At 65.8% G+C, this 23856-nt stretch carries 21 protein-coding genes; 7 read left to right on the top strand and 14 right to left on the bottom strand.

Annotated features, from left to right (window positions below; translation table 11 throughout):
• Positions 1-13: 13 nt before the first annotated feature.
• The gene (locus FAZ98_RS27045; protein WP_199272419.1) at positions 14-529 is read right to left on the bottom strand and encodes an SRPBCC family protein; all 516 of its coding nucleotides are present in this window, start codon (positions 527-529) and stop codon (positions 14-16) included.
• A gap of 238 nt (positions 530-767) precedes the next feature.
• On the opposite strand from FAZ98_RS27045, the gene FAZ98_RS27040 reads away from it, so the two are divergent.
• The 5 genes from FAZ98_RS27040 (at position 768) to FAZ98_RS27020 (ending at position 7246) form a co-directional block, all read left to right on the top strand.
• Complete coding sequence (locus FAZ98_RS27040; RefSeq protein ID WP_158955837.1) at positions 768-2552, top strand: hybrid sensor histidine kinase/response regulator; 1785 nt, start codon at positions 768-770, stop codon at positions 2550-2552.
• Positions 2553-2581: 29 nt separating this feature from the next.
• The gene (locus FAZ98_RS27035) at positions 2582-3397 is read left to right on the top strand and encodes an AraC family transcriptional regulator (RefSeq protein ID WP_158955835.1); all 816 of its coding nucleotides are present in this window, start codon (positions 2582-2584) and stop codon (positions 3395-3397) included.
• Positions 3398-3719: 322 nt separating this feature from the next.
• Positions 3720-4970 (top strand): MFS transporter, encoded by a 1251-nt coding sequence (locus tag FAZ98_RS27030; RefSeq protein ID WP_158955833.1) that lies wholly within the window; start codon positions 3720-3722, stop codon positions 4968-4970.
• 155 nt (positions 4971-5125) lie between these two features.
• The gene (locus FAZ98_RS27025; RefSeq protein ID WP_325072549.1) at positions 5126-5899 is read left to right on the top strand and encodes an isochorismatase family protein; all 774 of its coding nucleotides are present in this window, start codon (positions 5126-5128) and stop codon (positions 5897-5899) included.
• 21 nt (positions 5900-5920) lie between these two features.
• Positions 5921-7246: an MFS transporter gene (locus FAZ98_RS27020; protein WP_158955829.1), complete on the top strand. Its 1326-nt coding sequence runs from the start codon at positions 5921-5923 to the stop codon at positions 7244-7246.
• 29 nt (positions 7247-7275) lie between these two features.
• Here the strand turns inward: FAZ98_RS27020 and FAZ98_RS27015 are convergent, their stop codons facing one another.
• On the bottom strand, positions 7276-8037 hold the full coding sequence (locus FAZ98_RS27015; RefSeq protein ID WP_158955827.1) for an IclR family transcriptional regulator domain-containing protein: 762 nt from the start codon (positions 8035-8037) through the stop codon (positions 7276-7278).
• A 116-nt stretch (positions 8038-8153) separates the two neighbouring features.
• On the opposite strand from FAZ98_RS27015, the gene FAZ98_RS27010 reads away from it, so the two are divergent.
• On the top strand, positions 8154-9332 hold the full coding sequence (locus tag FAZ98_RS27010; RefSeq protein ID WP_158955825.1) for a CaiB/BaiF CoA transferase family protein: 1179 nt from the start codon (positions 8154-8156) through the stop codon (positions 9330-9332).
• A 61-nt stretch (positions 9333-9393) separates the two neighbouring features.
• Here FAZ98_RS27010 and FAZ98_RS27005 read toward each other — a convergent pair whose 3' ends face one another.
• The 12 genes from FAZ98_RS27005 to FAZ98_RS26950 all read right to left on the bottom strand — a co-directional run bounded on the left by FAZ98_RS27005 (position 9394) and on the right by FAZ98_RS26950 (position 22072).
• Positions 9394-10548: a hypothetical protein gene (locus FAZ98_RS27005; RefSeq protein WP_158955823.1), complete on the bottom strand. Its 1155-nt coding sequence runs from the start codon at positions 10546-10548 to the stop codon at positions 9394-9396.
• A gap of 292 nt (positions 10549-10840) precedes the next feature.
• Positions 10841-11716, bottom strand: coding sequence for an ABC transporter substrate-binding protein (locus FAZ98_RS27000; protein ID WP_158955821.1), 876 nt, complete (start codon positions 11714-11716; stop codon positions 10841-10843).
• A gap of 19 nt (positions 11717-11735) precedes the next feature.
• A complete protein-coding gene (locus FAZ98_RS26995; RefSeq protein ID WP_158955819.1) occupies positions 11736-13253 on the bottom strand; it encodes a DHA2 family efflux MFS transporter permease subunit in 1518 nt (505 codons plus the stop codon).
• A 140-nt stretch (positions 13254-13393) separates the two neighbouring features.
• Positions 13394-15478: a methylmalonyl-CoA mutase gene (gene scpA, locus FAZ98_RS26990; protein WP_158955817.1), complete on the bottom strand. Its 2085-nt coding sequence runs from the start codon at positions 15476-15478 to the stop codon at positions 13394-13396.
• Positions 15471-16358, bottom strand: coding sequence for a Pnap_2097 family protein (locus FAZ98_RS26985; RefSeq protein ID WP_233272856.1), 888 nt, complete (start codon positions 16356-16358; stop codon positions 15471-15473). The genes scpA and FAZ98_RS26985 overlap by 8 nt, the downstream gene beginning before the upstream one ends.
• The gene (locus FAZ98_RS26980) at positions 16342-17601 is read right to left on the bottom strand and encodes an MSMEG_0569 family flavin-dependent oxidoreductase (protein ID WP_158955815.1); all 1260 of its coding nucleotides are present in this window, start codon (positions 17599-17601) and stop codon (positions 16342-16344) included. Before FAZ98_RS26980 ends, FAZ98_RS26985 begins: the two co-directional genes overlap by 17 nt.
• A gap of 19 nt (positions 17602-17620) precedes the next feature.
• The gene (locus tag FAZ98_RS26975; RefSeq protein WP_158955813.1) at positions 17621-17902 is read right to left on the bottom strand and encodes an MSMEG_0570 family nitrogen starvation response protein; all 282 of its coding nucleotides are present in this window, start codon (positions 17900-17902) and stop codon (positions 17621-17623) included.
• Positions 17903-17915: 13 nt separating this feature from the next.
• Positions 17916-18920 (bottom strand): sll0787 family AIR synthase-like protein, encoded by a 1005-nt coding sequence (locus tag FAZ98_RS26970; RefSeq protein ID WP_158955811.1) that lies wholly within the window; start codon positions 18918-18920, stop codon positions 17916-17918.
• Positions 18917-19477, bottom strand: coding sequence for an MSMEG_0567/Sll0786 family nitrogen starvation N-acetyltransferase (locus tag FAZ98_RS26965; protein WP_233272855.1), 561 nt, complete (start codon positions 19475-19477; stop codon positions 18917-18919). The genes FAZ98_RS26970 and FAZ98_RS26965 overlap by 4 nt, the downstream gene beginning before the upstream one ends.
• The gene (locus tag FAZ98_RS26960) at positions 19474-20595 is read right to left on the bottom strand and encodes an MSMEG_0568 family radical SAM protein (RefSeq protein WP_158955807.1); all 1122 of its coding nucleotides are present in this window, start codon (positions 20593-20595) and stop codon (positions 19474-19476) included. Before FAZ98_RS26960 ends, FAZ98_RS26965 begins: the two co-directional genes overlap by 4 nt.
• On the bottom strand, positions 20546-21562 hold the full coding sequence (locus FAZ98_RS26955) for a Nit6803 family nitrilase (RefSeq protein WP_158956564.1): 1017 nt from the start codon (positions 21560-21562) through the stop codon (positions 20546-20548). Before FAZ98_RS26955 ends, FAZ98_RS26960 begins: the two co-directional genes overlap by 50 nt.
• Before the next feature lie 27 nt (positions 21563-21589).
• Entirely contained in the window at positions 21590-22072 is a 483-nt protein-coding gene (locus FAZ98_RS26950; protein ID WP_158955805.1) for an MSMEG_0572/Sll0783 family nitrogen starvation response protein, read from the bottom strand.
• Positions 22073-22456: 384 nt separating this feature from the next.
• On the opposite strand from FAZ98_RS26950, the gene FAZ98_RS26945 reads away from it, so the two are divergent.
• A complete protein-coding gene (locus tag FAZ98_RS26945; RefSeq protein ID WP_158955803.1) occupies positions 22457-23848 on the top strand; it encodes an aminotransferase-like domain-containing protein in 1392 nt (463 codons plus the stop codon).
• Positions 23849-23856: the final 8 nt, after the last annotated feature.

Below are 23856 nucleotides of genomic sequence, written 5' to 3'. Positions count from 1 at the left end.
GCGCCTCGCGCGCTTATGCCTTGCGCGCGGCGCTCACGAGCCCGTCCAGCCAGGCCTGGTGACCGTTGATCATCGGATTCGGCTGCGCCTTCGCCAGATCCGCCGCCGGTTTGCCCTTCTGCGTTTCCTGCGTGAGGATGCGCACGCGTCCGCCTTCGAGATCCTCCACCAGCCACGCGTGATGCACGTCCAGACGCGTCTCGCCCTCACCCGCCCAGCCGTGCCACGCCACGCGGCCCGGTTCGCCCGCCACGGGCGGCACGTATTCGGTCACTTCCGCTTCCACCGGAAAACCGAAGGTTTCGAAATAAAACCGCGCGCCCGCCGCCAGCTCCGGGCCTTTGCCGTCGTAAAAGCGGATATTCGCGGAATTGGCGTAGTACTCGGGCCAGCGCGGCGCGATGGCGAGCCACGGCCACACCTGGGCGGCACTGAGCCCCGCCACGATGACCTCGTTCGAGGCGAAATTTTCGGTGGTGCCCGGCAGATAACCGGCGGGCCAGATGATGGCGTTCATACGCGTGTTCATGTTCGTGCTCCCAGGGATCGGTTCGACATCGTTTGGATGCGGGTCATGATCGGCGCGCCCCTGAAATAAATCCAATCACAAAATAGAATCACAGTCATCAACCGGCGTGATATCAATGTACCGGGCATGAAAACTTCCTGCGAAATCATCTGGGACTAAAAAACACACGCTCGCCAAAGCCGCCTAAAATATCGGGATTGCCTGCTGTGCCACCCGGGCGACTGCCCACGGAGACAGGATGACGACGCGAGACGCCGCTCCGATCATGCATCCGCATGCGGACGCGCTCCCCGATGCCGCCACACTCATCGCGCTGCTCAACGAGGATTTGTCCGACAGCCGTTCGTTGCACGAGCTGTCGCTGCATCTGCTCGTGGAGCATCAACCCGCTGCGCTCTACAGCCGGATCGTCGAGGCGGCGCGGCAACTGCTGCGCGCCGACTTCGCGAGTCTGCAAATGCTTTCGGGCCCCGAACACGGCCTGCGCCGGCTCGACCTGATCGCGCACTGCGGCTTCTCGCTGGCCGCCGCCGAACACTGGCGCGTCGTGTATATCGACTCCACCACGAGCTGCGGCGCCGCCTGGGCGCGCGGCGAACGCGTGATCGTTGCCGACGCCGAAACCTGCCCCGACTTCGCCGGCACCGCCGACCTCGACATCTATCGCGAAACCGGTATTCGCGCGATGCAGACCACGCCGCTACGCGCGCGCGACGGCAAGATCATCGGCATGCTCTCCACGCACTGGCGCACCGTTCACGTGCCCGCCGAGCGGCAACTGCTGCTGTTCGACATCCTCGCGAAACAGGCCGCCGACCTCATCGCGCGCACCCACGACGAAGCGCTGCTGCGCGAGCGCGAAGCCAGGCTCCAGCAAAGCGATCGCATGAAGGATCATTTTCTGGCGACGCTCGCGCACGAGTTGCGCAATCCGCTCGCGCCCATTCGCAACGGCTTGCAGATCCTGCGCTCGAAGCCCGGCGAAAGCGACGGCGAACGCGTGCTCGGCATGCTCGACCGTCAACTGGGCCACCTCGTGCGGCTCGTCGACGACCTGATGGAAGTGGCGCGCATCAACAGCGGCACGATTCCGTTGCGGCGCCGCCGCGTCGAACTCGACGCGATCCTGCAGAGCGCGCTCGACCTGAGCCGCCCCACCGTCGACCTCGGCCGGCACACGCTCACGCTGCACGACGCGGCCGGTCCGCTGCCACTGCATGGCGACGACGTGCGGCTCGCCCAGGTGTTCGCGAATCTGCTCAACAACGCGGCGAAGTACACGCCGCCGGGCGGCCGCATCGACGTGCACGTGGAGCGCGTGCACGATCACGCGGTCGTGTCGGTGACCGACACGGGCATCGGCTTCTCGCAGGACGACACGTCGCTGCTGTTCACGCTGTTCGGACGCCTTCAGCCCGAGCGCCAGACCGACGGACTCGGCGTGGGCCTCGCGCTCGCGAAGAAGCTCGTCGAATTGCACGGCGGCACGATCACGGCGACGAGCGAAGGCAAGCAGCGCGGCAGTTGCTTCGTCGTGTCGCTGCCGCTCGCCAGCGGCGAACCGGGTGACGATCATGCCGCCGGTAATGACAACAACGGCGCCGAGGCCGACGCCGACGCCCCGGCCGGTCCTTCGAGCTGCATCGCCACGCTCGACAACCAGAGCGTGCTCGTCGTGGACGACAACCGCGACGCCGCCGACAGCCTCGGCGAGCTGCTCGGCCTGCTCGGCTGCGAATGCGCCGTGTTCTACGACGCCAACAGCGCGCTCGAGGCGCTCGCGCGCGTGACGCCCGCGGTCGCGTTCGTCGATCTCGACATGCCGGGCATGGACGGCTGCGAGTTCGCGCGGCGCGTACGCGCGAGCGCCGATTTCCGCACGCTGCACCTCATCGCGCTCACGGGCTGGACCCAGGCCGACGACGCCTTGCGCACCGCGCGCGCGGGCTTCGACCAGCATCTCGTGAAGCCCATCGGCGTCGACCGGCTCACGGCCGCGCTCGAAACGGCGAAAGTCGCTTAAGCCGCCAGCCCGCCGCCCCTGCGAGACGCATGCCGAAGGCCACGCCCCCCGATCTCTCCAACGACGCCGGACACGGTCAATCCGTTGCGAAGACTTACCCGCGCGGCATGCGCATCGACCCGCACCGCCACGACTGGGCGCAGGTGCTCTACGCGATTTCCGGCGTGATGTGGGTCGAGGTCGGCCAGGAAGCGCTGGTCGTGCCGCCGCAGCGCGCCGTGTGGCTGCCGCCCGGCACGGTGCACTCGATCCGCATGATGAGCGCCGTGGAGATGCGCAACCTCTATCTGCGCGAAGCCGATGTGCCGCATCTGAGCCGCCAGCCCGACGTGTTCGAAGTCAACGGCCTGCTGCGCGAACTCATCACCACGCTCGCCGAATCCAGCGCGACGCGCAGCGAGGACTATCTCGATCTCGCCTACCGGTTCGTCGCGCTCGAACTGGGCACTGCGGCGCGCTATTCGCTGCGTATTCCGCTGCCGGACCAGAGCGACCGGCGGCTCGACGTGCTGTGCCGCTCGGTGATCGACAATCCTTCGGCGGCGATCCATTTCGAGCAGCACGCGGCGCACGTGGGCGCGAGCGTGCGTACCCTCGCGCGCCTGTTTTCGCAGACGCTCGGCATCGGTTTCGCGGAATGGCGGCGCCAGGTGCAACTCGCGATCGCCGTCTCGAAGCTCGCCGAAGGGCAACCGGTGAGCGCCGTGGCGCGTTCGCTGGGTTATCGGCCGAGCAGCTTCAGCGATATGTTCCGGCGCGAACTGGGAACCTCGCCGAGCGAGTTCGGCGGCGAGACGGCCCGCTCCACGATGGCCGGCAAACACGCGCCGCCGGCCACGCATTAGACTCGACCCGCGGTGCGCGACGCCCGCGATTCCTGCCGCGATCCGATACAGGGTCGAATAAGGAATGCGCTAATTCTTATTTAATTTTTCTGTGCGACCATGCATAATCCGCATCCCCGGATTTAATGCCATTGCTTCACATTCCGTTCATAACCCTGCGGCCAGCAGCGTTACTCGGCAAGCGTCAGCGCGTTTTTTTCAACGATGCTAAGTTGAACGCCATTCTCGCGAATTCGATTAATCCGGCGATTTTCTCCGATTTTTAGCGCGCATTTTCCTAACAATCGGTTTTATTAGTCGACCCACACAAAACAGTTATCCGATGATGAACGACCGTTCTTCCGTTTCGACGTCCGCACAGCCCGGCGAAACGACGTTGCGTCAATGGCTTTCGGTATTCGCCGTCGCCATCAGCGCCTTTGCGTTCGTGACCGCCGAGTTCCTGCCCGTCGGCCTGCTCACCGAAATCGCCCATGATCTCGGCGTGACGCCGGGCACGGCCGGCCTCATGGTCACCACGCCGGGCGTGATGGCCGCGATCTTCGCGCCGGGCCTCATGGTGTTCGCGGGGCGCATGGACCGCCGCACGGTGTTCCTGCTGCTCACCGCCGTGCTGCTCGTGTCGAACTTCGTTTCCGCCTGGTCCACGAATCTGCCCACCATGCTGATCGGCCGCGCCATGCTCGGCGCCGCGCTCGGCGGTTTCTGGACGCTCGCCACGGCCGCCGCCGGCCGCCTCGTGCACGGCAGCGACGCCCCGCGCGCAACCGCCGTGATCCTTACCGGCGTGACGCTCGCCACCGTGATCGGCGTGCCGCTCGGCACCTTCATCGCGGGCCTCGCCTCGTGGCGCATGTCGTTCATCGTCACGGGCGGCCTTGTCGCGTTCGCGCTGGTGTTGCAGGCGCTGCTGGTGCCCGCGCTGCCTTCGGCCACGGCGCTGCGCGTGGCCGACTTCGTCGCGCTCATGCGCCGCCCGCACATGCGCCTGAGCATGCTGATGGTCGCGCTCGTGTTCGGCGCGCACTTCTCCACTTACACGTTTATCGCGCCGCTCCTGCAGGAAGACTTTTCGATGAGCACGATCACGCTGCTGCTGCTCGGCTTCGGCGTGATCGGTTTCTTCTCGAACGCGCTCATGTCGATGGTGGTCTCGAAGCGCCTCAAGACCTCCGTCGCCGCCATGACGGCGCTGCTGCTGTGCGCGCTCGCCTCCATGATCCTGCTCGACCACATGCGCATTGCCGAAACGGCCGCCATGCTGATGTGGGGTGTCGCGTTCGGCGCGATTCCGCTGTGCTTCTCGGTATGGATCCAGCGCAGCACCGACGACCGGCCCGAAGCCGGCTCGGCGTTGTTCGTGAGCGTGATCCAGGTCGCGATCGCCGTGGGTTCGTCGGTGGGCGGCACGATCGTCGACCGGGCGGGCGTGCGCGCCGACTTCGTGCTCGGCATCGGGCTCGCGGTGCTCGGCCTCGTCACGCTGCAACGGCTTGCGGCCATGGAGCGCCCGGCCCGCGCCCAGGCCAAGGTCGCCGACCTCGAATGCGAGTGCAGCCCGTCGCTCGACTGAGCGTCAGGCTTCTCCCTGTCCGCTAACGGGCGGTGCGTGCCAGCGCACCGCCCGTTTTGCATCTGGCGCGCCGGTCAAGGTTAACCACGATGTCGACGCCCAATCCATCGCCGTAAAATTTATGAAATGCCATTTCACACAGGGAAATGACGACGATGAAACGCGACGAAACCGCCACCGCCTTGAATCCCCGCACCGACGCCGAACGCGTGGGTCGCCCGGCCTTTCTCGGGCCGAACTCGTGTTGCCTGCGCGCGCGCCCCGAAAATCTGCACTTCGAACCCGCGCGCACGGCGCTCGTGGTCGTCGACATGCAGAACGCCTATCTCTCCGAAGGCGGCTACATGCACGCGGCCGGGTTCGACATTGGCCATGCGCAGGCCACCATCGCGCAGACAGCGCGCGTGATCGAGGCGGCGCGCGCGGCCGGCGTCACCCTCGTCTATCTGCAGAACGGCTGGGACGCCCGTTATGTGGAAGCGGGCGGTCCCGGCGCGCCGAACTGGCACAAATCGAATGCGCTGAAAACCATGCGCCAGCGCGCCGAACTCGACGGCACGCTGCTCGCCAAAGGTAGTTGGGATTACGAAATTGTCGACGCGGTGCGACCGCAACCCGGCGATCTCGTGGTTGCCAAAACGCGTTACAGCGGCTTCTTCAACACGCCGCTGGACAGCCTGCTGCGCTCCCGTGACATTCGCACGCTGGCGTTTTGCGGCGTGGCGACCAATGTGTGCGTGGAGTCCACCTTGCGCGACGCCTATCACCTCGAATACTTCTGCGCGCTGCTCGCCGACGCCTCCACGCACGCTGGCCCCGACGAAACCTTTCGCGCGACGCTCTTCAACATCGAGACGTTCTTCGGCTGGGTCAGCCACGCCGACGCGTTTATCGAAGCCCTGTCCACCACCTCGCCCACGACCGCATAAAAAAAGCCTCAGGAGACCGCCATGTCGAGTTCCCGTTCGCCCGCGCTGGAGGCAGCCGCGCCGCTGGCCGCGCCGCATATCGCCGAAGTGCAGAGCAAGGTCGCGCGGCGCATTCTGCCGCTCTTATTTCTCGGTTACGTACTTGCCTTCCTCGATCGCATCAACATCGGTTTCGCGCAGATATCGATGAGCCACGAGCTCAATCTCACGCCGCAGCAGTATGGCTTTGGCGCGGCGATTTTCTACGCGGGCTATCTGATCTTTCAGGTGCCGAGCAATCTGCTGCTGGAGAAAGCGGGCGCGCGCCGCACGCTCTCGCGCATCATGGTGTTGTGGGGCGTGTGTTCCGGCGCAATGGCATTCATTGGCAGTGCGACGCATCTCTACGCCGTGCGCTTCGCGCTGGGCGCGGCCGAAGCGGGCTTCTTTCCGGGCGTGCTGCTCTATCTGACCTACTGGTTTCCCGCGGGCCAGCGCGCGCGCATGATGTCGATCTTCATGTTGCCGCTCGCGTTCGCGGGTTTTATCGGCGGACCGCTCTCGGGCTGGATCATCGGCAACATGCCCGCCACGCTCGGCATGAAAGGCTGGCACTGGATGTTCCTGATCGAGGCCGCGCCGTCGATCGTGCTCGGCCTGCTGCTGTTCGTCACGTTGCCCGACGGCCCGCGCGACGCGCGCTGGCTCGACGACCGCGAGCGCGAACTGATTCGCGCCAGCCTCGACGAAGCCGCGCCGCACACTCGCGTGCAGGACGGCGCGCGCACGAGCTTCTGGGCGTTGCTCGCGCGGCCGCGCGTCTATGCGCTGTTCGTCGCTTATTTCGCGCTGAATGCGGGCATCACGACCATTGGCGCGTTTCTGCCCGCCATCATCAAGAGTTCGGGTTACGCCACCGCCGACTTCGAGATCGGCCTGCTCGTGGCCGTGCCGTATCTGGTCGCGGCCGTGACCATGTACTTTTCGTGCCGCAGCGCCGACCGTACGCGCTCGCGTCTGATCTGCCCCGCCGCGTTCGCGCTCGCCGCCATCGGCTATCTCGGCGCGGCATGGCTGCACGGCATCGGCGGATTCGGGCTCGCGCTCGTGATGATGGTGGCGGGCGTGCTTTCGGGCTACCCGCTGTTCTGGGCGACCGCCTCGGACATGTTGCCGCGCGGTTCCGCCGCGGGCGGCATCGGTCTCGTGAGCGCCGTGGGCATCGCGGGCGCCTTCTGCGCGCCGCTGGCCGTGGGCAAGATCACGGCGCTCACGGGTCTCTACACCGGCTCACTGCTGCTGATGGGCGCGTTGATGGCGATCGGCGCGGTGGCGCTCTTCATCGTGCGCCGTCACGCCACGGTGTAATGCCGCTATCGGTCTTCGCGTGGAGCGTGTCAGCGATGAATCTGCGCCGCGATTTCGTTGCCGAGCGCGATGAGCTTGCCGCTCCATTTGGCTTCGAGTTCGCTCATCGTCATTGCCGAGGAATGAACCACGAGGTTCACGCTGGCGATGGGTTCGCCGCGCACCAGCACCGGGACCGCGAGCGCACGGCCGTTGCTGAGCGTTTCCTGGTCGGCGATCGCATAGCCGCGTTGCGCCACGGTGGCCACGAGCGCGTCGAGCGCATGGGTGTCGCGTGCGAGCGCGAAGTCGCTGTCGCCGCGCGTGGCGAGTTGCGCGATCACGGCCGCGCGCCGGTCGGCGGGCAGATGCGCGACGAAGGCGCGGCCGAGCGCCGTGCGCAACAACGGCACGCGCGAGCCGGGTTTGCGGTTCACCGAAAGAAAGCCGGGTTCGCGGCTCGTGTTGAGGATCACCATGGCGTCGCCGTCGAACACGCCGAGTTCGACGGGCCAGCCAGCCGCGCCACGAAACGCGTCGAGCAACGGACCGGCGACATCCATGAGCCAGCGCTGCGGCTCGTAGCCGTTCGCGAGGCCGAGCACGCGCGGCGTGACGGCGTAGCGGCGTTGCGCGTCGCCGGCGTTCACGTAGCCCGCATGCTGCAAGGTCTCGACGATACGAACGAGCGTGGGCTTCGAAATGCCGGTCACGCCATGCAGCTCGCCAATGGTTTGCGGGCCGCGGTCGTTGAGCGCGTGCAGCACTTCGAGTCCGCGCAGCAGCGCGCCAATAGGCTCGTACGAAGGCATGGGGCGAAAGCGGGATCGATGGAAAACGCAGATTGTAGTGGATTGGCCGCGTGTGCCGATAAAGCACGCGGCAGTGTCGACGAAAACGCGACGAAAACGACTGACTGGAGCCGTGAATGAGTGGACCGTTGAAAGGCGTGCGCGTGCTGGATCTCACTTCGGTGGCGATGGGTCCGTACGCGACACAGATTCTTGGCGACATGGGCGCCGATGTGGTCAAGATCGAACCGCAGGCGGGCGACGTGTTCCGCCACATTGCGCCGTGCGTGCACGAAGGCATGGGCGCGGCCTTTCTGAATCTGAACCGCAACAAGCGCAGCGCCGTGCTCGACCTGAAAACGGCGGCGGGCCGTGAAGCATTGCTCGCGCTCGTGAAAGAAGCGGATGTGCTCGTGTTCAACGTGCGGCCGCAGTCGATGCAAAAGCTCGGTCTCGACTACGCGACGCTCGCCGCGATCAACCCGCGCCTGATCTATTGCGGCGCGTACGGCTTCTCGGAGCGCGGGCCGTATGCGGGCCGCCCAGCGTTCGACGACATCGTGCAGGCGATGAGCGGCGCGGCCGCGCTGCAAGGCCACGGCAGCGAGTCGGGGCCGGCCTATATGAACACGATTCTCGCCGACAAAGTAGCGGGCCTGACGATCGCCTATTCGGTTTCGATGGCGCTATTCGAGCGCGAGCGTTCGGGCCAGGGGCAGGCGATCGAGGTGCCGATGTTCGAAACGGTGGTGTCGTTCCTGCTCACCGAACATCTCGCGGGGCAGACGTTCCGGCCCGCGCGCGGACCGGCGGGCTACGACCGCGTGCTCTCGGAGCACCGGCGGCCGTATCGCACGAAAGACGGCTATATCGGACTCCTGCCTTATACCGACGCGCAATGGCGGCGCTTCTTCGAAGTAGCGGGTTGCGCGCATCACGCCGACGACCCGCGCTTCGACAAAACCGCCGCGCGCAGCCGCCATATCGACACGCTCTATGCGCTCGTCACCGAGATCGTCGCGCAACGCGGCACCGACGAATGGGTCGACGTACTCAGCGCCGCCGACCTGCCCGTCACGCGCGTACTGCGCCCCGAACAACTGCTCGACGACGAGCATCTGCGCACAACTGGCTTTTTCCGCGCCGACACCCACCCCACCGAAGGCGCGCTCACGACGGTCGCGATACCCGTGACGTTCTCGCGCACGCCCGGCGACGTGCGCCGGCTCGCACCCAATCTCGGCGAACATACCGAAGAAGTGCTGGCCGAAGCGGGCGTGCAAAACACACTGGGGACAGTGAGTTCGACCGCTTGATTCAGCCGCATGCGTTTTCAGTCAGCGCAAACCGCGCCCGCCCGCGAGCGGCAGTGAAAACTCACTGCCGCATGGCCGGCACGGCGGGTACGTCGGGTTGCGGCGGCGTGGCGACCGAACCCTGCTCGGCCATGGCCTGCGCGAGCAGCGAACGCGCATCCTGACTCGACGAGTCGATCGTCAGCGCATGCCCGGCGTTCTGCCACGCGCAGGTCCAGTTCTGCTGACGCGCGCAGAGACGCGCATAACCCAGCAACGCGTCGCGGTCGGATTCGCGCGAGGTCAGGTCCTGCTGCATCTGCTGCGCGTCGCCGTTGCGCGGCTGTTCGGACAGCACGCGATTGACGGCGGAGCGCGCCAGCGAGAGATTGTCCTTGTCGAGGCCCGCGTGCGCGATGCTCAGATTGCGTGCGAGATCGGCGTGCGCATAGCCGCCGGATTTGGCGCTGCGTGCGTTGTCGTCGGGTGGCACGCGCGTGGGCGCGAGTTCCGCGGAAGGCGCCACGGCGGCGTTCGTCACGCGCGGCTGCGCCGCGGGCGCCGCGGGCACGGTCACGGTGGCCACACTCGGCGGCGCCACGGCCACGCTGGGCGCGGGTGCAGGCGCGGCCGCTACCGCCGGCGCAGCGGGCAGCATGGGCGGCGGCGCGGACTTGCTCGCCAGGGGATCGCCCACCGCACCCGTGGCCACACGGCTATCGTCCTGCGACTGCACCGCGTCCTGCGGGCTGGATTGCGTGCTGGCCGGCGCGTTGTTGAGCGGCGCACCGATCGACGCATCGTCACGATTCATGGCCATGAACGCGGCCACCACCGCCGCCACGATCGCCACCGCACCTACCGCATAGAGCGCTTCGCGCGAGCTGCCCCACGCACTCCACTGGCGGCGCCGCATGTAGTTCGGCTCGGGTTGCGGCGAGTAGTCGTCGGGATAGAAAGCGCTACGAAAGAGCGGCTCGCCCGCGCGCGCCGCGGCGGCGTTACCGCCGTGCGCGGGCTGCGGTTGCGGCGGCTCGCGCCATTGCGACGACGGCTCGCGCCACACCGGTTCGCGCGGCGTCATGCCGGGTATCTCACTCGCGGCGGCGCCCACCGAAGCGGTCGACGCGGCGGCGTGCGCCGGTATGCCCGCAGCCGGTACGCCCGCAGCCGGTGCGGAAGTCGGACCCAACTGATTCGTGCCGCAATGCGGGCAGAAGATCAGCGGCGCTTTCATGCGGGTGCCGCAGTGATGGCAAAACCACGGCCCGTTAGAGGCTTGTACAGTTTCGTTCGGCATGGGAGTGAGAGTGCGTTGAGGGCGTCGAACTCACTGCTGCCAGCGAAGGCACGGCGCAGCGTATGTATGTCCGTGTAGAGAACACGGCAGTGAACGTCAAACCTGACCGCTCGAATATGGTCTAGTTTGCCATGAAGATCAATCGGCGGATTCCGCCACCTGGCGGATCCGTACCGATTCGGATTTATTTCTGATTTATTTTTTATTTATTTCGTGCCAAGTCCCCAATTCAATTCCCGTTAGCCGATGCGTTCTCACCCGCAGGCACTTGTGCTTCGTCGATATGGTGCCGTTTTAGCGCCCGCGCGACGAAACCCGAGTGAATTTGCTCCGCAACGAAAGCGTCGAGATAACGTGCGGCATTTTCACCACGGTTTTTCGGCACGCCCATGGCCTGACGAATCACCATGAAGCGTTGATCGAGCAAACGCAGGCCGCCCGCTTTCGCGGCATCGCGTTCCAGTTGCTGCTTCACGCCCGCCGCCACGTCGAGATGCTGGTCAAGAAACGTTTGCACGACCACCGGCGAAGTGGGCGTACGCACGATAGTCGCATGCTGCAACTCCCGAGAAAGAAACAAATCGTAAGCGCTGCCCTTGCCCACCGCGACTTTCACGCCCGGCTGGTCGACTTGCGCGTTCGTGTGAATGGGCGAGTCGCTACGCACGAGGTAGAAGCCTTCGATCAGCACATAAGGCTGCGTGAAAGCGATCTGCGCACCGCGCTTCGGGTCGATGGCGAAGAAGCCGATATCGGCCTGATCGTTGGCGACCTTGTCGACGGAGTCGCCCGCCGAACGCGATACCACCAGCGTGAGCGGCACATGCAGACGTTGCGCGAAGGCAGTGGCGAGATCGACCGACACGCCAACCGGTTGCCCGGTGTTCGGTTCGAGACTCGCGAGCACGGGATTGCCGAGGTTGATCGACGCGCGCAGCGTGCCCGTGGGCGCGAACGCCTTCACAATGGCGGGATCGACGTTCGCGTTCGCGCTACCCAACGCGTTCTGCTGTTGCGCGCAGGCTGCGGTCAGCGCCAGCAAGATTGCACCGAACGCCGTCTTCAGCAACGATCTTCTGGCTCGATAAGGCAGTGAGTTGAACATATAGCTTTCCGGTAGTGAGTCATCGTGTTCGCTTCGGCGTTCTCATCAGCAAAAGAAGAGGAATCACCGCGAGCGTGAGGGTAAACAGCAAATGAAAGTCGTCGACATACGCGACCATCGCGGCTTGCCGCGTGACTTCCGCATTCAAGGCCGCCACGCCTGAAGCGTCGTTGAGATTCCAGAGCGAAGGCAACACATCCGGTTGCGCGAGCGGATTAAAACGGTTGACGTACTCGACCAGCGACGAATGCGCGACTTGCGTGTTGCGGGTGAGTTCGGTCTGCACGAACGAAATGCCGATACTGCTGCCCACGTTCCGACTCAGGCTATAGATGGCGGTGCCGTCGCCGCGCCATTGCGGCGAGAGCGTGGAAAACGTGGCCGTGGTGAGCGAGACCGAAATCAACCCCAGCCCGAGACCTTGCAGAAAACCCGACCACACGACGAGGCTTTCCGGCATGTACAGGTTGTAGCGCGACATCTGCCAAAGCGAGAGTGCCGCAATCGCGAAGCCGACCGCAATGAGATTGCGCGGCTTGACGGGGCCCACGAGCCGCCCGGCCAGCATCATCGTGATCATCGTGCCCGCGCCGCTCGGCGCCGTGGCGAGGCCCGTGTCGACCACCGAATACTGCATGAGATTTTGCAGCAGCGGCGGCAGGAGCGCACGCGTGGCGTAGAGCACCGCGCCCATGACGAAATAGAAGCCGCAGCCAATCACGAAGTTGCGATCCTTCGCGAGTTCGCGATTGAAAAACGACGTGGTCTCCACCGTCAAGGTATGCACGAGAAAGAATGCAAACGCGATGACCGCCGTGAGGAACTCGATCCAGATTTCGATCGAATCGAACCAGTCCTGCACTTCGCCACGATCGAGAAAGAGTTGCAGTGCGCCAATGGCCAGGCCCAGCGTGGCGAAACCGAATATGTCGAGCTTGCGCGCACTCGTGTTCGTTTCCGCCATGAACACCAGGATGCCGAGAAACGCGATGGCGCCAATCGGCACGTTGACGTAAAAGACCCAGCGCCAGTTATAGCTGTCCGTGAGCCAGCCGCCCAGCGTAGGACCCAGAATCGGGCCGACGGTCACGCCCGCGCCCCACACCGCCATCGCGCGGCCGTGCCGTTCCGGCGGATTGATGTCGAGCAGCACCGCCTGCGAGAGCGGCACCAGCGAAGCGCCGAAGATGCCTTGCAGCAGTCGCGCACTCACCATCTGCACGAGCGTCTCCGACATACCGCACGCAATGGACGCCGCCGTAAAACCCGCGACCGACCACAGAAACAGGCGCTTGCGCCCATAGCGCGCCGCCACCCAGCCGGTGAGCGGCGTACCGATTGCGGCCGCAACGATATAGGACGTGAGAACCCAGGTGATCTGGTCCTGCGTGGCCGAGAAGCTTCCCTGCATATGGGGAAGCGCGACATTGGCGATCGTGCTGTCCAGTACCTGCATGATGGTGGACAACATGACCGCAACGGTGACGAAGGGCCGCGTGCGTTCGATCGAACGTTCCGTCGCGCCACGCCATTTCATCGCGGCGACCGCGCAGGCGACTCGATGACGAATGCGTTACAGTGAATTGACGAACGGCTTGATACTACGATTGGCGATGTGTCTCGAGGCATCGCCGAGCAGGCATTCTTTTTCATGCAATTGCCCGTGGTTAATTAACGTCACGGGCAATTATAGTCAACCCCGCTATTTGCCGGTTCGGGCACGACAAGGCACTCGAGCAGCGCGTGCACGATGGTTTCGAGCGGCGTGCCCGCGCCGAAAATGGCGGCCACGCCCGCTTCGCGCAAGGCATGGCCATGCGCTTGCGGCACGATGCCGCCCACGACCACGGGTGTCGCGCTGCCCGCTTCGCGCAACGCGTGCAACAGTTGCGGCACGAGCGTGGCATGCGCGCCCGCGAGCGTGGAAACGCCCACGATATCGGGCGCTTGCGCAATTGCCCAGCGAGCCGCCTCGTGCGGCGTGGCAAACAACGCGCCGAGCGTCACCTCGAAGCCCGCGTCGCCGAGCGCCGCCGCGATCACCCGCGCGCCGCGGTCATGACCGTCCTGCCCGAGTTTCACGAGCGCCATGCGCGGCTGACGCCCGTGCTGCGCGCGCCATGCCGCGACGCGCATTTTGGATTGCTGCCACGCTGCATCGTGCTCGCGGCCCGCGGCGTAGGCGTTCGCCTCGGCATGCAACGCCGCTCGCCAGCGCGGCCAGACGCATTCGAGCGCCGCCGTGCATTCCCCCACCGTAGCACGCACGGCGATCGCCTCGATGGTGGCCGCGAGCAGGTTGCCCTCGCCCGTTGCCGCGACTCGCGTGAGCGCGGCGAGCGCCATGCGCACGTGTTCGCCATTGCGCGTGGCTTTCAGATGACGCAAACGCTCGACTTGCTGCGCGCGCACCATGCGGCCATCTACGTCGAACGACTCGTACGCGGCGTGTTGGGCTTCGCGAAAACGATTCACGCCCACGATCACGTGCTCGCCCGTGTCGGTACGCGCCTGGAGTTGCGCCGCGCCGCGATGCAAAAGCATTTGAACCCAGCCGGATTCGATGGCGGCAATCACGCCGCCTTGCGCGTCGATCTGCCCGAGCGTCGTCTTCACCGCATCAATGGTTTGCGCCGTGAGCGATTCGACGAGGTACGAACCGCCCAGCGGATCGACCGTATCGCACAAGCCCATTTCGTGCTGCAAGATCCGTTGCGTGTCGCGCGCGAGCGTGGCGGCCGCCACGCCAGGCAGCGCCAGCGCCTCGTCCCACGCATTCGTATGCAACGACTGCGTGCCGCCGAACACGGCCGCCATCGCTTCCACGGTCGTGCGCACCACGTTGTTATGCGCACGCTCGGCACTCAGCGTCGAGCCCGCGGTCTGACAATGCATGCGCAACTGCATCGCACGCGCGGTGTGTGCGCCCAGCGACCGCGCGAGTTCGGCCCACAACATGCGCGCCGCGCGCAGCTTCGCGATTTCGCCGAAGAAGTCGCGGCCCACGGCGAAAAAGAAACTCAGCTGCGCGCACACACGGTCGGGGTTCGCGCCGCGCTCCATCAAGCGCAGCACGTATTCGCGCGCATTCGCAAGCGTTAGCGCGAGTTCCAGGACGCCGCTCGCGCCCGCTTCCTGAAGGTGATAACCGGACACCGACATCGCATTGAAATGCGGCAGGTGATCGAGCACGTGGCTCACCACGTCGCTGGCAATGCGCAACGAGGGTTCGGGCGCAAAGATATACGTATTGCGCGCCATGAACTCCTTGAGAATGTCGTTCTGGATGGTGCCGCGCAAGCGCGCCGTGCTCACGCCGGTTTCGCGCGCCGCCACGATATAGGCCGCGAGCACGGGCAAGACCGCGCCGCTCATCGTCATCGAAACGGAAACGTCGTCGAGCGCGATGCCTTCGAACAGGCGTTTCATGTCGTCGACGGAATCGATCGCCACGCCTGCCATGCCCACGTCGGCGGCAATCGATTCGTGATCCGAATCATAGCCGCGATGCGTGGGCAGATCGAACGCCACCGAGAGCCCTTTCGCGCCCTGTGCCAGCGCCCGCCGATACGCGAGATTCGACGCGGCGGCGTCGGCGTAACCGGCGTATTGGCGGATCGTCCACGGCCGCTGCGTGTACATGGTCGCGTGAATGCCGCGCGCGAACGGAAACTCGCCGGGGCGCGCGTCGAGCCACGGAATGTCGGCGATATCGGCATGTGTATAGAGCGCTTTGCGGGGCAACGCATGCGTGTCACTCATGCGACCACCGTTTGTGCGTGACGACGTCGGCAATGCGCACGCCGTCGCCCGCGCGCGCAATGGAGCACCAGTGCGAGAGCCCGTCATGACCCGCGTGACGGGCACCGAACGACAACACGAGACGGTCGCCTACGTTCGCGTTGCCGTAGAACGCCATGTCGCGCTCGACGAGCGTGGGCGGCGCCGACTGCGGCGCGGAGCGCCAATGCCATTCGGCGCGCTCGACCATCGACTGGAAGCTCGCGAAATACAGCAGATGCGCACCGTTGAAATCGAGCGACGGGCACGGCAGATAGTCGACCTTGTGCTCGACCGCATGCGTCGCACGTTCGAGCCTGCCATGAGCAGTCCAGTCGTTGGCACGCAGGCGCCTGCTCTGGTCGATCAGCGCTTGCGCCCCGGCTGGCATCGCGGCGGGCGGCGCGCCCGTGAACATCGCTTTGCACACCGAACGATTGTCGCCAGCGTGCTCGCGACGCACGAACGTGGACAGCAGCTCCACTTGCGCAATCGCGCTTTCGGTCGTGAACACGCGGAAAGCGCCGAAGTGCCGCGCGCCCGCAATGCGCCGCACATCGGCTTCGATGGCGAAGCGCTGGTTCTCGCTCACGTCTTCGAACCGCGCCTCGCGAACGCGGATCGCCGTGAACGCGGCGTACGATTTGTGGCCTGCCTCATCGTAGAAGTCGGGCGACGCCAGACGCGCCTGCGCGGCGAGCGCGCTCCAGTGCAGTTGCCCGCACGTGCGCAACAACCATTGCTCGGACAAGCCCGCGAAGGCGAGTTCGGGCATGCCCGCCACGTAGTTCGTGCGCGTGACTGGCGCGACCGGCAAGGCCTCGCGAGCCGCATGGCGTACCGCGTCACGCCGCGCGCGCATCGGGCCTCGCTTGCGTGAGGATACGGTCGGCGAGATAGGCGGCGTCGCGCGCAACGCCCGAGAAGCGGCCGGAACCCCACGTATGCAGCCACGGCAGGCCGAGAAAATAGAGACCTTCGTGCGGGGTCACGCCGCGCACGTGGCCCGGATAGCCGCGGCCGTTGAACACGGGCAGGTCGATCCAGCTGAAATCCGGCCGAAAACCGATGCACCACACGATGCTGCCGATGCCGCTCGCGGCGAGGTCGAGCGTCGCGCGCTCCTGTTGCGGCTCCCACACGGGGCGATACGGTTCGCCGGGCGGCGCCTCGATGCCTTGTTGCGCGATGAATTTGTCGATGGACGCGTTGATGCGGTTATAGGTGTCGTCGGCGCTATCGAGACTCGCGCGCAGGTTGGGGCGAAACCGCAGCGCGCCGTCTTCGAGGTCTTCGAGCACGCCATACAGTTCCATGCCTTCGCTCGCGAAGCGGCGCAGGTCGATGTCGCGTCCGCCGTCGCGGCCCGTCACGTAGTGATTGGTGTTGTCGCGCACGCCTTCGCGCAGCGGATGCTCCTCCACGGGCATGTCGTAGTACTTCATGTCCGCGAGCCAGTCCACCACGTCGCGGCCGCGATAGAAGCGCGCGCAACGCGGCGCTTCGCCCACGGCGAGCACGACCTTGCGCCCCGCGAGATGCAGGTCTTCCGCGATCTGCGCGCCCGATTGTCCCGAGCCGACCACGAGCACCGCGCCTTCGGGCAGCACCGCCGGATTGCGATACTCCGACGACTGGATCTGCACGATGGAAGCGGGCAAACGCTCGGCCATGCGCGGCACGACAGGCGTGTGATAGCCGCCCGACGCCACCACGACCTGATCCGCGCTCAACGTGCCCGCGCTCGTCTGCACGAGAAAGCCGCCTTGCGCACGACGCGTCACGCGCGTGACGGCCATGCCTTCGCGCACGGGCGCATCCACGTGCCGCACGAAACCGTCGAGCCACGCGATGATTTCGTCCTTTTTCATGAAGCCGTGCGGATCGCTGCCGCGATACGGATAGTCGGGCAGCGCGCACTGCCAGTTCGGCGTGACGAGGCAAAACGCGTCCCAGCGCTGCTCGCGCCACGTATGCGTGAGCGTGCGCTTTTCCAGCACGACGTGATCGACGCCGTACTGCTTGAGGTAATAGCTGATCGACAGACCGGCCTGACCGCCGCCGACGACAACCACGCTGACATGCTCCTCGGCATGAGTGGACATGCGACTCTCCTTCAAAGATTCAGTCGACGCTCACGACGGTGACCTGCGCCGCCGGTTGCGAACGGTATTGGGTTGCGGTGCGCTCGAGTGCCTGCCATTGATCGAGCGCCGAGGAACACGCATAGCCGAACTTCTCGCGCACGCGCCCCGAGGCCGCGTCGAGCGCGGCGTGCGCGCAGGCGAGAAAGTCGTCGAGGGCATACGCGCCGGGTTTCAGGTACTCGCGCACGATCGTGGAAGGCGAATAGCAGCGCTCTTCCGTGCCGTCGGGCCAGCGCACGACGAAATGCGTTACGGGCATCGGGTTCTCCGTTTCAAGCGATTGAGACGTTTGGCGTCTCGAACGCGCGCGTCGCGCGGCGGTCGCCGGGCACGATGAAGGCTTGCGTATCGAGTTGCCACGCAGTGCGCGCTTCGCCGTGCCAGTGCAGATCGATATGCATTTCGTCTTGAATGCTGCCGATCTCCGCACAGTCGATCTCGCGCGCGCCGAACCGCGCGATCACCTCGTTCACGTGAGGTTCCGGCACGCTCAGCAAGTAGCCGTAGCTCGGGAAGATTTCGAGCCAGCGTTCGAGCGGCACGCCGGCGGGCTTCGGAATGCGCTCGAGGTCGATGCGCACGCCCACGCGCGAGCATTCCGCGAGCATCATGGCCGTGCCCACGATGCCGGCCATGCTGATGTCTTTCGCGGCCGCGCAAAGCCCGGCCTCGGCAATGCCGGCCAGCACGGCCAGGTCGCCGCGCAGGCGCGCCGCGGGCGCTTCGGTGGCGGCGTTCCAGTACGGATACGGCTCGACGAACGCGCCGCGCAAATCGACGGCCATCAACAACCGTTCGCCCGCGCGCGCCTCGAAGCTCGAAAGGAGACGCTGCGCGCGGCCCACGATCGCCACGGCGAGTTGCGTGCGCTCGCTGCGCGCGTTGCTGTGGCCGCCAACGATCGGCACGCCCAGTTGCCGCGACGCCGCCGCCATGCCTTCGAGCACGGGCGCGGCGGGCTCGACGCCCGCACTCCAGATCACGTCGACCACGGCGAGCGGACGCCCGCCCATCGCACACACGTCGCTCACGTTCACGAGCACGGAGCAATAGCCCGCGAACCACGGCATCGCGTCGATCAGATCGCTGACCATGCCTTCGGCCGCGAACAGCAGAAAACCGTCGCCGTCGGGGATCGCCGCGCAGTCGTCGCCGGCCGCCATCACCGCGCTTTCGCCGTGGCCCGCGCCGAGCGCCGCGAGCACGGGCGCGATGTCGGTTTTGTGCGCGATGCCACGGCTCGCGCGCAGTTTTTCGACAAGGCCATCGAGCGTCATGCGGCTCTCCGTTGATCGATCGCGAAGCCTTCGTACGGCGCAGCGCACGGCGGATACTGCGCGAGATCCGCTTCCATCACGTGATGCGCGCGGCCGAACAGAATCTCCTCCTCGATCGTGCGCCAATGCAGGCGGCGAAACAGCGGCGCGTTTTGTGCCTGCACGTGGGCCAGAAACGTCGTGCAGCCGAGCGCATGGGCGCTGCTCACCGCGAGCCGGATCAGCGTCGCGCCGATCCGGCCGTGACGGCGGAAGTCGGCGCTCACCGCAAGCCGCGAGCCATACCAGGTGCTAGCCGGATTGGTGGCCAAATCGGTAGCCGAATTCGCGTCGCGATGAATACGCACGGTGCCGACCACGCGCGGCGCCGCGTTCGGTGCGTGCAGCACCGCCACGAGCAGTTGCGCATGGTCGTCGATAGCGTCGCGGTCGTCGTGCTCGAAAATGCCCTGTTCCTCGCAGAACACGTCGCGGCGAATCGCGTACGCGCCGTCACGCTCCCACGCTTCGCGCGCCCAGCGCACGACGATCCCGGCTTCCGTATCGAACGTCGTCATGCCGCCACCTTTTCGTACGAGGACAGCGACGAGCACGCGCCGCATTTGCCGCAGCCGGCCTTGATGTCCTCGGCGCGCAAACCGCCTTCGCGCACCAGCGCACCGAGCGGCGCGAGAATCGAGCGCATGAATTCGGGCGTGGGCGGCGCCTGGTCTTCGAGCGGCGTGCCCGAGATCGGCACGAACGGCACCACGAACGGATACACGCCGATCCGCACGAGCTGGTGCGCCGTTTCCAGAATGCGCTCCGGCGTATCGCCGAGGCCCGCGAGAATATAGGTACTCACCTGGCCGCGCCCGAACACCCGCACCGCGGCTTCGAACGCCACCATGTAGCGGCTCACGGGCACCGTGGCCTTGCCCGGCATGATGCGCGCGCGCTCGGCCTCGCCCAGCACTTCGAGGTGCATGCCGAGCGTGTCCACGCCCGCCTCGCGCAGGCGCGCGAACCACGCGTCGTCGTCGGGCGGCTCGCATTGCGCCTGGATCGGCAGGTTCACGGCGCGCTTGATCGCGCGCGCGCTGTCGCACAGGATGGCCGCGCCGCGATCGGGCGTGGGCGGCGTGCCCGTGGTGAGCACCATGTGCTTCACGTTGTCGAGCAGCACGGCGGCGCGCGCGACTTCGGCGAGCTGTTCGGGCGTCTTGTGCGCGATGGTGCGCCCCGCCGCGAGCGACTGGCCGATCGCGCAGAACTTGCACGCCTTCTTGCGGCTCTCGTAGCGAATACAGGTTTGCAGCACCGTGGTCGCGAGCACGTCGGTGCCGTGCAGCGTGGCGATGTGCGAATACGGCACGCCGTCGAGCGTTTGCAGCTTGTAGAAGCGCGGCGCCTTCGCGAAGGCGATCTGCGCGACCGGAATCGTGCCGCGCGTGAGCGTGCTCACGCCGTGCGCGTCGGGCGCTCCGGCCACGAACGCCGACTGATGCGCGCCGTGCGTATGCACCGGCACCATCAGCGTGACGCCGTCGATCGTGACGGCCTTGTGATCGGACGGCCCGGCGCCGCCGCGACGCGACAGGCCGTCGGTTTGCGGCGCGGCGAGCCGAAGTCCGCTCGATTGCAGCTCAGTCAAGAGTTGCAGGTTCGATTCCGGCAGTTTGACGCTGGCATTCATCGTAAGCACTCCAGGAAGGGACGATGGGCGCATCGTCGAAAGACATCACGGGCGTGGCGGGACGGTCGTTGATCGCGAGACTCAGCAGCTCGGGGCGCGCGTAGTGGCCGACCGAATCCATCATGCGTTTGCGCTTGGTGATGAGCGCCATGTCGAGATCGGCGATCACCATGCCTTCGCCTTCGCGCAGCGGCGGCGCGAGATGCTGGCCTTCGGGCGAGACGATCGCCGCGTTGCAACCGCCGCGCAGCGCCTTCTGCAATTTGGGGTCGGCGGTGATCGAGACGATTTGCGTATCGGTCAGCCAGCCGGTCGAGTTCACGACGAAGCAGCCCGACTCGAGCGCGTGATGCCGTATCGTCACTTCGATCTGCTCGGCGAAAATCGGCCCCACCAGCGAGCCGGGAAACTGGCTGCAATGAATCTCTTCGTGCTGCGTCATGAGCGCGTAGCGCGCGAGCGGGTTGTAGTGCTCCCAGCAGGCGAGCGCGCCCACGCGGCCCACGGCCGTTTGCGCGACCTTGAGGCCGGCGGCGTCGCCTTGCCCCCAGATCATGCGTTCGTGAAACGTGGGCGTGATCTTGCGGCGCTTGACCTTGATCTGGCCGTCCGCGTCGAAGATCAGTTGCGTGTTGTAGAGGCTGCCGTGATCGCGCTCGTTCACGCCGAGCACGATCACCATGCCGTGCGCGCGTGCGAGCGCGGCCACGCTGTCCGTCACCGGGCCGGGTATCGTCACCGCTTCTTCGTAAAGCCGCAGATGTTCGGCGCCCGACTGCACCGGCGGCAGCACGAACGAGAAGTACGGGTAGTACGGCAGGAACGTTTCGGGAAACACGGCGAGCTGCACGCCCTCGCGCGCGGCGTCCACGATCGCGTCGCAGACCCGCGCGAGCGTGCCCGCGCCCGATTCGAGATCCGGCGCGATCTGCACGGCCGCCGCGCGCACGATGCGCTTCGAAGTTATGATCGACATGGCGATACCCGTGCGCGCTCAAACGGTCCAGGTGTCGATCACGAGCGCGTTCGACTTGCGGTGCAACAGCTTCAGGTCGAGCACGTCGAGCGGGTTGATGGGGCGCACGCCTTCGATCAGCGAGGCTTCGCCGTGGCCGTAGAGCGCTTGCAGCGCGAAGCGGCACGCATAGACCTTGCCGCCTTCGGTCATGAACTTCATCAGCTGATTGTTGAAGTTCAGATGGCCCGGAAACGCTTCCGCGCCGAGCGTCGGAAAGCCGCGTTGCACGCCCAGCATCACGCCCGGACCGTAGAGCAGGATGGACGTTTCGAAGCCCTTGCGTTGCAGGCGCGTGGCCTGCAGCATGTTGACGAAACCGATCGACCCTTCGAAGGCAACGGTATGGAACGTGACGAGCGCTTTCTCGCCGGGTTCCGCCTTGACGTCCTCGAACACCTTCTCTTCATAGTCGACGAGGAAGTCGCCGGTCTTGTGGGCGGGTGTAGTGATGGCGGGCATTGCGTGACTCCGTTCGAAATTGAGGGCTGATTGGGTGGCCAGCAAAACTCACTGCCGGCGCCCTTCTTTTTGCAACGGCCATGCCATCAAGCGGCACACGTCATGCAATCAATTTCCAATCAATGCCGCATGACGGGAATGATCCAGGCGAAAAAATTTTCGTGACACGCGCCGTCGCCGAAGCGCGCGAACCCGCTTCTACGCAGACGAATTCGCCGCCCGCCCCGCCATGGGGAATACGCTTCTCGCTTCGGTGCGCGCATGCATCAATTCGGATCATTCGATGCAATCGCGTGCAATCAATTGATTTATTTTTTCGCGCGATGTGTGACTAGAATGAATTCGCCGATACCCCGAGCGACTCATACGTCACGCGTCAATCCCATGTCGAACGTCACCGCCCACTGGCTCAAGCGGCTCGCCGAAAGCGAAAAGCCCGTCTACCAGACCATTCCCGATCTCATCGAAGAAGATGTCGCGAGCGGCCGCTTGCGCCCGCGCGATCGCCTGCCCGCGCTACGCGATCTTTCGGACGCCTTGAAGATCAACTACACCACGCTCGCGCGCGGTTATGCCGAGGCACGCAAACGCGGCCTGATCGATTCGCGCGCGGGCAGCGGCTCCTATGTGCGTGGGCGGCCGCCGGCCGTGCCGTTGCGCGCGGGCACAGCGCTCGAAATGACGATGAACATGCCGCCCGAGCCGCCGGAAATGACGGCGCTGCTCGCGGAGTCGTCGGCGCAGATCATCGGTGCGGCCGACGCGTGGTCGCTGCTGCGGTATCAGGACTTCGGCGGCACGCAGTTCGAGCGCAGCGTGGCGAGCCAGTGGCTGCGCCACACCGTGCCCGACCATCGCGCCGACGCCGTGCTGGTGTGCCCCGGCATTCACAACGCGCTCGTCGCGCTGCTGCTGCGGCTCGTGAAACCGGGCGAGACGATCTGCGTGGATTGCCTCGCGTATCCGGGCCTGAAGGTGATTGCGAATCAACTCGGCATGACGCTCGCGCCGCTGCCGCGCGACGACGAAGGGCTCGACGCCACGGCGTTCGAAGCGCTCTGCAAGACGCGCAAGCCCGGCGTGCTCTATTGCAATCCCACGCTCCAGAACCCGACCACGCGCACGCTCTCGCAGAATCGCCGCGAGCATATCGCCGACATCGCGTTGCGCTACGACGTGCCCATCATCGAGGACGACGCCTACGGCATGCTGTGCGAAAAGACTCCCGTCGCGCTCGCCACGCTCGCGCCCGAACTCACTTATTACGTCACGGGCATGTCGAAGTGTTTCGGCGCGGGGCTGCGCGTGGCGTACGTGGTCGCGCCGAGCGCGCGTCACGCGCAGCGGCTCTCGGGTGCGCTACGCGCGACCACCGTGATGGCGAGCCCGTACATGTCGCATCTCGCGGCGCGCTGGATCGAGAACGGCATCGCGCAACAGATGCTCGCCGCCATCCGGAGCGAGTGCGCGGTGCGCCAGCACATTGCCGCGCAGGTCTTCGCCTCGCGCGCATTCGAAACCTCGAAGGACTGCTTTCATCTGTGGCTCACGGTGCCCGCCGCCACGGGCTGGAGCGCGTCCGAACTCGCCTCGCACTTGCGCACGAAGCAGATCGGCGTGGTCTCGGGCGCGGCGTTCAGCACCGACGGCAATCCGCCCAACGCCGTGCGCATTTGCCTGGGCGGTCCCGGCGACGCGCTCGCGATGGAAGAGTCGCTGCATCTCGTGGCCGACATGATCGACCATCCTGACCATCTGCATTCGCCGATGTTGTGAGCCGCCGC

It is taken from the genome of Paraburkholderia acidisoli (genome assembly GCF_009789675.1).
Lineage (GTDB): Bacteria > Pseudomonadota > Gammaproteobacteria > Burkholderiales > Burkholderiaceae > Paraburkholderia > Paraburkholderia acidisoli.
Note: the sequence above shows the minus strand (reverse complement) of the source record. Positions and strands in the feature narration are given on the sequence as shown.

Coding starts and splice junctions, on each gene's coding strand:
- FAZ98_RS27025 (WP_325072549.1), top strand. CDS start 5,126: ATGAAACGCGACGAAACCGCCACCGCCTTGAATCCCCGCACCGACGCC.
- FAZ98_RS27020 (WP_158955829.1), top strand. CDS start 5,921: ATGTCGAGTTCCCGTTCGCCCGCGCTGGAGGCAGCCGCGCCGCTGGCC.
- FAZ98_RS27000 (WP_158955821.1), bottom strand. CDS start 11,716: ATGTTCAACTCACTGCCTTATCGAGCCAGAAGATCGTTGCTGAAGACG.
- FAZ98_RS26995 (WP_158955819.1), bottom strand. CDS start 13,253: ATGAAATGGCGTGGCGCGACGGAACGTTCGATCGAACGCACGCGGCCC.
- FAZ98_RS26970 (WP_158955811.1), bottom strand. CDS start 18,920: ATGACGCTCGATGGCCTTGTCGAAAAACTGCGCGCGAGCCGTGGCATC.
- FAZ98_RS26980 (WP_158955815.1), bottom strand. CDS start 17,601: ATGTCCACTCATGCCGAGGAGCATGTCAGCGTGGTTGTCGTCGGCGGC.
- FAZ98_RS26985 (WP_233272856.1), bottom strand. CDS start 16,358: ATGCGCGCGCGGCGTGACGCGGTACGCCATGCGGCTCGCGAGGCCTTG.
- FAZ98_RS27030 (WP_158955833.1), top strand. CDS start 3,720: ATGATGAACGACCGTTCTTCCGTTTCGACGTCCGCACAGCCCGGCGAA.
- FAZ98_RS27035 (WP_158955835.1), top strand. CDS start 2,582: ATGCCGAAGGCCACGCCCCCCGATCTCTCCAACGACGCCGGACACGGT.
- FAZ98_RS27015 (WP_158955827.1), bottom strand. CDS start 8,037: ATGCCTTCGTACGAGCCTATTGGCGCGCTGCTGCGCGGACTCGAAGTG.
- FAZ98_RS26945 (WP_158955803.1), top strand. CDS start 22,457: ATGTCGAACGTCACCGCCCACTGGCTCAAGCGGCTCGCCGAAAGCGAA.
- FAZ98_RS26950 (WP_158955805.1), bottom strand. CDS start 22,072: ATGCCCGCCATCACTACACCCGCCCACAAGACCGGCGACTTCCTCGTC.
- FAZ98_RS27005 (WP_158955823.1), bottom strand. CDS start 10,548: ATGAAAGCGCCGCTGATCTTCTGCCCGCATTGCGGCACGAATCAGTTG.
- FAZ98_RS27010 (WP_158955825.1), top strand. CDS start 8,154: ATGAGTGGACCGTTGAAAGGCGTGCGCGTGCTGGATCTCACTTCGGTG.
- FAZ98_RS26965 (WP_233272855.1), bottom strand. CDS start 19,477: ATGACGACGTTCGATACGGAAGCCGGGATCGTCGTGCGCTGGGCGCGC.
- FAZ98_RS26975 (WP_158955813.1), bottom strand. CDS start 17,902: ATGCCCGTAACGCATTTCGTCGTGCGCTGGCCCGACGGCACGGAAGAG.
- FAZ98_RS26960 (WP_158955807.1), bottom strand. CDS start 20,595: ATGAATGCCAGCGTCAAACTGCCGGAATCGAACCTGCAACTCTTGACT.
- FAZ98_RS27045 (WP_199272419.1), bottom strand. CDS start 529: ATGAACACGCGTATGAACGCCATCATCTGGCCCGCCGGTTATCTGCCG.
- scpA (WP_158955817.1), bottom strand. CDS start 15,478: ATGAGTGACACGCATGCGTTGCCCCGCAAAGCGCTCTATACACATGCC.
- FAZ98_RS27040 (WP_158955837.1), top strand. CDS start 768: ATGACGACGCGAGACGCCGCTCCGATCATGCATCCGCATGCGGACGCG.